Genomic DNA, 10,533 nt, shown 5'->3' on the forward strand with positions numbered 1-10,533 from the left:
GCGGACGCGCCGGAGGAAGCCGTCCCCCGGCCACCCGGGGCAGCCACTCGACGAGCGCGACCTGCTACCGGGTCAGCTGCTCGGCGAGCGCGATGGCCTCGGTCAACGTGTCCGCGACGGGCACACCGGCCTTCTCCAGGCTGGCACGGCTGTGCGAACCGCCCGTGTAGAGGACGGCCTTCGCACCGGCGTGCGCGGCGGCCACGGCGTCGTCCACCGCGTCACCTATGACGACCGTGCGCTGCGGGGATATGTCGTCCATCGCGGCGAGATGCCGCTCCATGTACTCCGACTTGCTGCCGCCGGACGGACCGGTGCGCCCGTCCACACGTACGAAGTGCCGCTCGATGCCGAATCCGCGTACGACGGGAACCAGTTCCTCGTGCCGGTACATGCTCATGATCGACTGGCTGTGCCCGGTGAGCTGCCACCGGGCCAGGAGTTCGGCGGCCCCGGCGGTCAGCCCGCAGGCGTCGCGCTGCTCGGTGTAGTGCCGGTGGAAGACGCCGTCCATCCGCTCCCACTCGGCGTCGGTGGGGAGCCTGCCCATCAGCCGCTCGTAGAACCGGGGTATCGGGATGCAGTACATCTCCCGGTACTGCTCCACGGTGATCGGCGCCACGCCGACCTCGCCGAAGGCTGCGTTGGTCGCGCCGACGACGGCGGTGTTGTCGTCGAGCAGCGTGCCGTTCCAGTCCCAGACCAGATGCGTGCGGTGGTCCCCCGATGCGATCCCCATGCCGGAAAAGGTACTCGCCCCCACTGACAACGACCCCGTCTACCCGATCAGCCCGGGGATCTCCTGCACCCCGAACCACAGCAGCTCGTGGTCCTCGGCGCCGTCGACGGTGAACTGCGCGTCGTCGTCCCCCAGGTCCGCCGCCCCGAGCGCGGCCGCGGCGGCCGTGACGTCCTGGTCCGCGTCGTCGGAGTCGACGTGCACCGCGGCGGCCTTGGACAGCGGGACGGCGGACGCGATCACGACCTCGCCGAGCGAGGAGGCGTCCAGGATGTGGTCCGGGTCGGCGACCGCGTCCCCGTCGGCCACGTCGACGGCGACGACGACGCGGCGCCGCACGGCCTGCGGGTCCCCCGCGATCAGCCGCAGCGAGGCGGAGGCGGCGCGGTTGAGCGCCGCGTACTCCAGCTCCTCGATGTCGTCGGAGACGTACCACTCGCGCAGCGCCGGGGTGACGGCGTAGGCGGTGAGCGGACCGGGCCCCAGCTCACCGGCCCGGTGCGCGGCGGCGAGCCCGGCGAGGGTCAGGGGTACGTACACGCGCATGGGCTCGGCCGCTTTCGTAGTCGGAGACGCCCTCAGGATACGTGCGGCATCCCCCTTTGGGGTTACGCGCACACCCCCGCCCCCGTCCACCCGGCGACGCGCCACTCACCCCCGCGCCCCGCACCGCGCCCGGCTCCCCCGCCGTCCCGCCACCCGGACAGGTGAACCCCACCGCCCACCGGCCCCTCCTCCCGACAGTTGCGACAAATCCGACTCCCCCGTAGAAGATCCCCAACAGAAGTTACCGCCCGGTAAAGCCGGGCCTCTGGAGCACGGGGGCGACAGATGACCACGAACAGGACCCGGCCCGCAGGACGCCGCGACACCCGCAGGCCCGAAGCCGTACCCGCCCAGCGCCACCGCGTCCCGAGGCGCATGCGCCCCCACCACTGGTTCGCGGAACGCCTGCTCGCGGTCCTGAGCGGCCAGCGCCCGGTCCACTGGATGCTGGGCCACACCATCGGCGACGCCTACGACCAACTGGCCGAACTGGCCCCCACGACCCCCTTGCGCACCCGGGGCACCCGCCCGGTCATCCGCATGTGCCGAGGCGCCCAGCCGGCCCCCGGCGTGGTGGAGGCGTGCGCGAGCATCGCCGCAGGCGAGGAGGTCCGAGCCATGGCCTTCCGCCTGGAGCAGGGCCCGGACCTCCGCTGGCGCTGCGCGGCGGTGGAACTGGGCAACACCCCGGTGCGAACGCGATGAGGGCGCACGAGGGGCTGGGCCGGGGCCCACCGGACCCACGGGCCCCGGGGCCCGGCCGGCGGCGGCGGCGGCGTACGAGCACACCGGGGGACGACGGGAAAGCCCGGCCGCGGAACGCGCAGAGGAGGCGCTGACCGCGGCGTGCACGACAGCGGCGGTGGCCTGCACGCCGCGTCGCCGATGTCGGGGGGTCCGCGACTGACCGGACGGCCCGAGAGCGCAGGGAGGCGGTGAGGGCCGCAGGGCGGGCCTTGTGGGCTGTCAGGCCGTCCGGCATGATCGCGAGCATGATGACCGACCGAAAGGCCCATGCCGCGTAGACGGCCCGGCGCGCTGCGCGCCGAGAATCCGGCCCCGCCCGTCTGGGGCCCTTGGACCTGTCGCATTCCGGGGTTGTCCGAGCGCACCTGCGCCGAGATCCAGCGCACGGAGCACGAGCACGATGGCTCCTGGGCCGGGCTGTGGGACGGCTTGTGGGACGGGGCGGTGGAAGCCGCGCTCAGGCACTACCGGGCGTTCCTGCGCCGGCCCGGCCGCTACCTGGACCTGTGCTTCCCGGCCTCTCCCCATCCGGAGTCGTCGCTCGTCGACGTGGCGAACGCCCGGGACATACTGCAAGAAGCGTTGCGTGCGCTTCCGCAGCCGTCCCGCGCCGGACTCGGGCGAGTGGTGGCGTGTCTGGACGCGGAGTTCCGCCGCCGGACCTTGCCCGACCCACACGCCCACCGGCGCCTGCGGTGGCATGGCGAATGGTGGCACCGACGCCTCTACGACGGTGAATTCCGGTGGTGAGGGTCCGGCCGCCCGAGGTCTCTCGGCAGGACAGAGCCTTTCGCCCTCAGTCGTGCACCACGTCGCAAGGCGACGGGGGGCGCGCAGGGCCGGGGAGCCGCGCCCGGGCTCAGAGGGCCGGGGAGCCGCGCCCGGGCCCAGAGGGCCGGGGAGCCGGCCCGGGCCCAGAGAAAGGCACGCAGAGACCGCAAGGGGCCGTACAGGGCCCGTGGGGGCCCGTACAGGCCCACCGTGCCGTGCGGGCCCCGCCCCCACCCGCACTCCCCCGGCCCCACCGGCCCCTCCCAGCCCCGCCGGCGTTTGAGGCGCGGGGCCCGGGGCGGAGCCCCGAAACCCACCCCGGCGCGCACCCCGGCCCCTCCCCCTCCGGCCGCAAGGAGCGGGGTCCGGGGGCGGAGCCCCCGGTTTCGGGAAGGGGCGGGGAGGGGACCAAGCCCGCCGCAGGCGCAACGCACCCGCACCCGCACCCGCACCGGTCAACCCCCACCCCCCCACCCCAACAACGCCGCGCCCCCCGAACACAACCGGGCCGGACACCACCCGGTGCCCGGCCCAGCTACAACCCACAACCCACAACGTCAGCGCACGCTACTTCTTACGCCGCCGCCCCCCCGAAGACTTCTGCGCCTTACGCCGCTCCGCCCGGGTGAGCCCGTCCGACCCGGCCCCGGCCCCCGACCCGGCGTCCGCATTCGCGAAGTCGCCCTCGACGACCCCGCCCTCCCCGTCGACCGTGGGAGCGGAGAAGTGCAGCCGATCCGGCCGCTGCGGAGCATCCAGTCCCTTGGCCCGGATCTCCGGCCGCCCGGCCGGCACCGCGTCCTCCTTGGACAGCGAGGTCGCCGCCTCCTCCACCGGCACCTCCTCGACCTGCTGCTCGACCTGGACCTCCAGGTTGAACAGGTAGCCGACGGACTCCTCCTTGATGCCCTCCATCATGGCGTTGAACATGTCGAAGCCCTCACGCTGGTACTCGACCAGCGGGTCCTTCTGCGCCATGGCCCGCAGGCCGATGCCCTCCTGGAGGTAGTCCATCTCGTAGAGGTGTTCACGCCACTTGCGGTCCAGGACGGACAACACCACGCGCCGCTCCAGCTCACGCATGATCTCGGAGCCGAGCGTCTTCTCCCGCTCGTCGTACTGCTCGTGGATGTCTTCCTTGACCGACTCGGCGATGAACTCCGCGGTGACCCCGGCCAGATCCCCCGCGGTCTCCTCCAGCTCGGCCACGGTGACCTTCACCGGGTAGAGCTGCTTGAACGCGCCCCACAGCCGGTCGAGATCCCACTCCTCGGCGAAGCCCTCCGCCGTCTCCTGGCGGATGTAGTCGTCGATCGTGTCGTCCATGAAGTGGCGGATCTGATCCTGGAGGTCCTCGCCCTCCAGGACCCGGCGCCGCTCACCGTAGATGACCTCACGCTGCCGGTTGAGCACCTCGTCGTACTTCAGGACGTTCTTACGCGTCTCGAAGTTCTGCTGCTCGACCTGCGACTGCGCGGACGCGATGGCCCGCGTGACCATCTTGTTCTCGATCGGCACGTCGTCCGGCACGTTGGCCATCGACATGACGCGCTCGACCATCTGCGCCTTGAACAGCCGCATCAGGTCGTCACCGAGCGACAGGTAGAAGCGGGACTCGCCCGGGTCGCCCTGACGGCCGGAACGACCGCGCAGCTGGTTGTCGATGCGGCGCGACTCGTGGCGCTCGGTGCCCAGCACGTACAGCCCGCCGAGGTCCTTGACCTCCTCGAACTCCGCCCGCACGGACTCCTCTGCCTTCTCCAGCGCGGCGGGGAGGGCGGCCGCCCACTCCTCGACGTGCTCGACGGGGTCGAGACCACGCTGCCGCAGCTCCGCCTCGGCGAGGTCGTCCGGGTTGCCGCCGAGCTTGATGTCGGTGCCTCGTCCGGCCATGTTCGTCGCGACGGTCACCGCGCCCTTGCGGCCGGCCTGGGCGACGATCGTCGCCTCCCGGTCGTGCTGCTTGGCGTTGAGCACCTCGTGCTGGACACCGCGCTTGGAGAGCTGCTGCGAGAGGTACTCCGACTTCTCGACGGAGGTGGTGCCGACCAGGATCGGCTGCCCCTTCTCGTGCTTCTCGGCGATGTCGTCGACGACGGCGGCGAACTTCGCGACCTCGGTGCGGTAGATCAGGTCCGACTGGTCGACGCGCTGCATCGGCCGGTTCGTCGGGATCGGCACGACGCCCAGCTTGTAGATCTGGTGGAACTCGGCGGCCTCGGTCATCGCCGTACCGGTCATGCCGGAGAGCTTGTTGTAGAGGCGGAAGAAGTTCTGCAGGGTGATCGTGGCGAGTGTCTGGTTCTCGTCCTTGATATCCACCCCTTCCTTCGCCTCGATCGCCTGGTGCATGCCCTCGTTGTAGCGGCGGCCGGCGAGGATACGGCCGGTGTGCTCGTCGACGATCATGACTTCGCCGTCGATGACGACGTAGTCCTTGTCCTTCTTGAAGAGTTCCTTGGCCTTGATGGCGTTGTTGAGGTACCCGACGAGGGGGGTGTTCACCGACTCGTACAGGTTGTCGATGCCGAGCCAGTCCTCGACCTTGGAGACACCGGACTCGTGGATCGCCACGGTCCGCTTCTTCTCGTCGACCTCGTAGTCGCCGGTCTCCTCGATGCCCTTGAGCGGGTTGCCCGCCTCGCCCTTGGTGAGGCGCGTGACCAGCTTGGCGAAGTCGCCGTACCACTTGGTGGCCTGGTCGGCCGGGCCGGAGATGATCAGCGGCGTACGGGCCTCGTCCACCAGGATCGAGTCGACCTCGTCCACGATCGCGAAGTTGTGGCCGCGCTGGACCAGCTCGTCCTTCGCCCACGCCATGTTGTCGCGGAGGTAGTCGAAGCCGAACTCGTTGTTCGTGCCGTACGTGATGTCGCAGGCGTACTGCTCGCGGCGCTGGGCCGGCGTCATGTTCGCGATGATGCAGCCGACGCTGAGGCCGAGGAACTTGTGGACCCGGCCCATCATCTCGGAGTCGCGCGAGGCCAGGTAGTCGTTCACCGTGATCAGGTGGACGCCGTCACCGGACAGGGCGTTCAGATACGCGGGCAGCGTGCCGACGAGGGTCTTGCCCTCACCGGTCTTCATCTCGGCCACATAACCGAGGTGCAGCGCTGCGCCGCCCATGATCTGGACGTCGTAGTGGCGCTGGCCGAGAACGCGCTTGGCCGCCTCGCGGACGGTGGCGAACGCCTCGGGGAGCAGGTCGTCCAGGCTCTCGCCGTCCGCGTACCGTTCCTTGTACTCGTCGGTGAGCGCCCGCAGCTCGGCGTCGGAGAGGTTGACGAAGTCCTCTTCGATGGAGCTGACCTGGTCCGCGATGCGGTGCAGTTTGCGCAGGATCTTGCCTTCGCCTGCACGCATGAGCTTGTTGAAGACGGACACTGAGGCTGGTCTCCTTGCCGGTCGGGCCTGGGCACTGGGTCGTGTGATGGACTCGGGCACGGGCACGGCAGGTGGGCCCCACCGCAACGGTCATCGTAAGCGAGGACCCCGCCGCGCCGGGAGGGCTGCCACCGCGTTGTCCCCGCGGTGCCCTTCAGAGTCAACGGACGAAGGGCACCGAAGGTGCCGGGGAACCACGAAAAGTAGTCGCTTCGCCACCGGCACCTCACCAGAATCCCCGCATGGAGCCTTTGGAACAGATCACCCTCACCACCGACCGCCTGCTGCTGCGCCCCTTCACCTCCGAGGACACCGACGCGGTGTACGAGGCGTGCCAGGACCCGGACATCCAGCGCTGGACGGTCGTTCCCTCGCCGTACGCGCGCTCGGACGCGGAGTTCTTCACCGACCGCCTTTCGCCCGACGGCTGGCGGGACGGCTCGATGTACAACTTCGCGGTGCGGACCCGTGAGGACGGGGTGCTGACGGGCGCGCTCGGCGTCAACCGGCGCAGCCGCTCGGGTACGTACGAGATCGGCTTCTGGACCGCCTCGGAACGGCGCGGCCGCGGCTACATGACCGAGGCCGTCCTGTGCGCCGCCCGCTGGTCCTTCACCGCACTCGGCTGCGACCGGCTGGAGTGGCGCGCGGAGGTCGGCAACGTCCCTTCCCGGGCCGTCGCCCTGCGCGCGGGCTTCCGCATGGAGGGTGAGCAGCGCTCGGGCCTGCTCAACAAGGGCGTGCGCCGCGATACGTGGGTGGGCGCGCTGCTCCCCGCGGACCTCGGCCTTCCGGGCACCGCCGCCTACGTACCGGCGACCGGTGTCAGTGCCGCCCCCTAGAGTGCGGAGCATGACGTCTGTGCAGCCACCCGCAGTCGAACTCTCCGCCGACCAGGCCCGCCGGATAGCCCTGCGTGCCCAGGGTTTCCTGGGCGCACCGGACCGGCGGTCGGGGGTCCCCGGGGTGCTGCGCCACCTCGGCGCCGTACAGCTGGACACGATCTCGGTGCTGGCCCGCTCGCACGAGCTGATCCCGTACGCGCGCCTCGGCGCGATCGGGCGGCGCACGGTCGAGGAGGCGTACTGGTCGGGCGGCCGCGCCTTCGAGTACTGGTCGCACGCGGCGTGCATCCTGCCCGTCGAGGAGTGGCCGCACTTCGCGTTCCGGCGGCGCGCCTACCGGGCCCGGCCGCAGTGGTCCCACGACCTGCCGGACGGCGCGTACGACACCGTCATCAAGCAGTTGACCGCCGAGGGCCCGCTGACGGCGACGGAGCTGGGCGGCGCGAAGAACGGCGGGGAGTGGTGGGACTGGTCCGCCTCGAAGGTCGCCGTCGAACGGGCCCTGATGTACGGCGAGGTGGTCTGCACCGAGCGGCGCGGCTGGAAGCGGGTCTACGACCTCGCGGAGCGCGCCCTGCCGGACACCGTGCTGCACGACGACCTGGACGACGCGGAGTGCCTGCGCCGGCTCGTGGCGCTCGCCGGGCAGTCGCTGGGCGTGGGCACCCGGGCGGACATCGCCGACTACCACCGCCTGAAGGGCGAGCAGTTCGACGCCGTGGTGGCGGACTCCGGGCTCGTGCCGGTGGCCGTGGAGGGCTGGTCGAAGCCGGCCTGGGCGGACCCGGCGGCACTGGCCACCGAGCCCCGCGGCCGGCACCGGACGACGCTTCTCTCGCCGTTCGACTCGCTGGTCTGGGAGCGGGCGCGGACCGAGCGGGTCTTCGGCTTCACCCACCGCCTGGAGGCGTACGTGCCCAAGCAGAAGCGGGTCCACGGCTATTTCGCGATGCCACTGCTGGCCGGCGGCCGGCTTCAGGGCCGCGTCGACCCGGCCCGCGAGGGGACGACGCTGATCGCCCGGCAGGTGTCCCTGGCGGGCGCGAAGGCCGTGGCACCGATGGCTCAGGCCCTGGTGGAGGCGGCTTCCTGGGTCGGTTGCACGGATGTCCGCCTGGAGCGGGTGGAGGCTCCGGAGCTGCGCGGTCCGCTCACGGCGGACATCGGCCGCCTCCTGAGCTGACCGCGCCCGGTGCGCCGGCCGTCGCGCCGGTTCACCGGATCTCCAGGATCTTCTCCCGCATGGCGTAGACGACCGCTTCCATCCGGGAGTGGAGCTGGAGCTTCTCCAGAATGTTGCGGACGTGGTTCTTCACGGTGTTTTCGGAAATGAACAGTTCCTTCGCGATATCGCGATTGTTCATGCCGGTGGCGACCAGTTTGAGGACTTCCAGTTCCCGCTCGGTGAGCCGGGGTGCCGGGACCAGCCGGCGTTCGTCGGTGCGCTGGATCATCGACTTGAACTCGGTGAGCAGTTTCGACGCCATGGACGGGCTGATCTGGGACTGCCCGTCGGCGACGGCGCGAATCGCGGTGGAGACCTCGTCCGTGGAGATCTCCTTGAGGAGGTATCCCGTGGCCCCGGCCTTGATCGCCTCGTAGAGATCGGCTTCCTCGTCGCTGATCGTCAGCATGATGATCTTCGCGCTGGGGGCCACTTCCTTGATGGACGTGCAGGCTTCGATCCCGCCGCGCCGGGGCATCCGCACGTCCATCAGCACGATGTCCGGGAGCAGGTCGGCCGCCTTGTCGACCGCCTCGGCGCCGTCCCCGGCCTCGCCGACGACCTCGATGTCCTCCTCGTGCGCGAGGACGATCTCCAGGCCTCGGCGGAAGAGCGCGTGGTCGTCGACCACCAGGACCCGGATGGGCTCCTTGCGGTAGCCGCCGTCCCGGTCCGCACCGCCGAGGCCGCGTGGGGCGTCGTCGGCCTCACTCGCGTCGCGCACGGGCCCGAAGGTGTCCGCCATCGTTCCTCCCCCTGAAGGCCACGGCCTGAAGTTCACGCATGTCCGCCAACGGCAGTTCACAGACCACCGTTTGGCTTGGCTGCCATGATTTCATGCCGGGACGTCAGTGCGGTGATGACTTGGTGACAGACGGGTGCCCCTGGGGGCGCACGGACGCTCCAGGGGCACCACTCGATGGTGGCGTCAGCCGCCGAGCGCGCCGCCCGCGCCGCCCGCCTCGTCGGCGGCCAGCGGGTCGGTCCTCAGATGAATGACACCGTAGTCGTAGGCGTGCCGCCGGTAGACGACACTGGGTTCCTTCGTCTCGTTGTCCACGAACAGATAGAAGTCGTGTCCGACCAGTTCCATCTCGTAGAGGGCCTGGTCGAGCGACATGGGCGCCGCGACGTGCGTCTTCTCGCGCATCACCAGCGGTCCTTCGCCCTGCACCTCGAGCGAACCGATCCTGGTGGTGGGTACGGCCTGTGCCGTCTCGTCGGGAATCAGCTCGCCGTCACCGTTGAAGGATGCCGCGTCCGGCACCATCTCTCCGACCTCGGCAGCGGGAATGCGTCCCGTGCCCCGGCGGCTGTAGCGCTTGTCGTGCTGCTTGCGCAGCCGGGCCTCCAGCTTTCCGGTGGCCAGGTCCAGCGCTGCGTACGGGTCGCCTGCGGCCGCTTCTGCCCTGATGACCGGCCCGCGCGAGCGGAGAGTGATCTCCACCCTGTCGGAGCGGTCTGCCTGACGAGGGTTCGGCTCCTTGGACACCTCCACGTCGAGGCTGATCACCTTGCCGTCGAACTTCTGGATCTTGTCCAGCTTCAGCTTCTCGGCCACGTGCTTGCGGAACCGCTCGGGCACCTCGGTCTTGCGGCCCTTGACGACGATGTCCACGCAGAACTCCGTTCCCGGATCGCTCCGCTCGGCGGCGGAGCATCTCCCTTTTGCACCAGGCCCCGGTGATGGCCGGGGCCGCGGACTCGGTGACTTCCACCTCCTCCTCCCCAGCCGGCTGGGTTTCCACCCCACCGGATTTCCGGTTTCCGAACCACTGGTGGGTCGTCTGCCCGAAACCTGATGGTGCATTCGTCGAGAGCCGGCATTCACCATTCCTCACAACCGAACATAGCCTGCTCGGCCGGATGTCGGCACCCGCTACTCGCGCGTACCTCCGTTCAGGTCACTTCGCCCACTCACCACCTGCAACGATTCAAGTTCATTTCCAGTTCCGGTTTATTTCACGGCCGAGGGGACATGCTGCGTCGAAGGCCTGCGGGGAAGCCGCGACCACGGCCGCGGCGCGTACGCCTGGCTCCGCGCGCCCACACGCGGCGTCGAGTGCCCGGGCCGCCTCGGCCAGCGTGGCCCCCGTGGTGAGCAGGTCGTCCACCAGCACCACCCGTCCGGCGGAGAGCAGCCGTCCACCCCCGGCCACCACCCCCAGCGCACCGGCCAGGTTGGCCCGGCGCTCCGCCGCGGTCAGACCCGACTGGTCGGTCACCGGCCGCCGCTGCCGCAGCACCGCGGCAACGGTCGCCGGGGCGCCCGTCCG

9 protein-coding genes and 1 pseudogene are annotated in these 10,533 nt (G+C 70.5%); 4 read left to right on the forward strand and 6 right to left on the reverse strand.

Annotated elements, in window-relative coordinates:
* Positions 1-64: 64 nt before the first annotated feature.
* Together G3I41_RS07615 and G3I41_RS07620 are read right to left on the reverse strand one after the other, a co-directional pair.
* Positions 65-739, reverse strand: coding sequence for an HAD family hydrolase (locus G3I41_RS07615; protein WP_164399538.1), 675 nt, complete (start codon positions 737-739; stop codon positions 65-67).
* A 39-nt stretch (positions 740-778) separates the two neighbouring features.
* Positions 779-1,285, reverse strand: coding sequence for a hypothetical protein (locus tag G3I41_RS07620; RefSeq protein ID WP_164399539.1), 507 nt, complete (start codon positions 1,283-1,285; stop codon positions 779-781).
* Between the two features lie 285 nt (positions 1,286-1,570).
* On the opposite strand from G3I41_RS07620, the gene G3I41_RS07625 reads away from it, so the two are divergent.
* The gene (locus tag G3I41_RS07625) at positions 1,571-1,990 is read left to right on the forward strand and encodes an Rv3235 family protein (protein ID WP_164399540.1); all 420 of its coding nucleotides are present in this window, start codon (positions 1,571-1,573) and stop codon (positions 1,988-1,990) included.
* Positions 1,991-2,383: 393 nt separating this feature from the next.
* Positions 2,384-2,782 (forward strand): hypothetical protein, encoded by a 399-nt coding sequence (locus G3I41_RS07630; protein WP_164399541.1) that lies wholly within the window; start codon positions 2,384-2,386, stop codon positions 2,780-2,782.
* Between the two features lie 588 nt (positions 2,783-3,370).
* Here the strand turns inward: G3I41_RS07630 and secA are convergent.
* Complete coding sequence (secA, locus tag G3I41_RS07635) at positions 3,371-6,187, reverse strand: preprotein translocase subunit SecA (protein ID WP_164399542.1); 2,817 nt, start codon at positions 6,185-6,187, stop codon at positions 3,371-3,373.
* A gap of 251 nt (positions 6,188-6,438) precedes the next feature.
* Here secA and G3I41_RS07640 point away from each other — a divergent pair, with 251 nt between their 5' ends.
* Together G3I41_RS07640 and G3I41_RS07645 are read left to right on the forward strand one after the other, a co-directional pair.
* Positions 6,439-7,029 carry a GNAT family N-acetyltransferase gene (locus G3I41_RS07640; RefSeq protein ID WP_164399547.1) on the forward strand — a complete coding sequence of 197 codons (591 nt, stop codon included), beginning with the start codon at positions 6,439-6,441 and terminating at the stop codon, positions 7,027-7,029.
* A 10-nt stretch (positions 7,030-7,039) separates the two neighbouring features.
* The gene (locus G3I41_RS07645) at positions 7,040-8,215 is read left to right on the forward strand and encodes a crosslink repair DNA glycosylase YcaQ family protein (RefSeq protein ID WP_164399543.1); all 1,176 of its coding nucleotides are present in this window, start codon (positions 7,040-7,042) and stop codon (positions 8,213-8,215) included.
* A gap of 31 nt (positions 8,216-8,246) precedes the next feature.
* On the opposite strand, the gene G3I41_RS07650 is transcribed toward G3I41_RS07645, so the two are convergent.
* From G3I41_RS07650 to G3I41_RS07660, 3 genes and pseudogenes are all read right to left on the reverse strand, one after another.
* Complete coding sequence (locus G3I41_RS07650; RefSeq protein WP_164399544.1) at positions 8,247-9,002, reverse strand: response regulator transcription factor; 756 nt, start codon at positions 9,000-9,002, stop codon at positions 8,247-8,249.
* Between the two features lie 183 nt (positions 9,003-9,185).
* Complete coding sequence (raiA, locus tag G3I41_RS07655; RefSeq protein ID WP_164399545.1) at positions 9,186-9,875, reverse strand: ribosome-associated translation inhibitor RaiA; 690 nt, start codon at positions 9,873-9,875, stop codon at positions 9,186-9,188.
* Between the two features lie 322 nt (positions 9,876-10,197).
* Positions 10,198-10,533 (reverse strand): annotated as a pseudogene (locus G3I41_RS07660) (ComF family protein); the annotation flags it as partial.

The sequence above is a fragment of the Streptomyces sp. SID9727 genome, assembly GCF_010550605.1.
Lineage (GTDB): Bacteria > Actinomycetota > Actinomycetes > Streptomycetales > Streptomycetaceae > Streptomyces.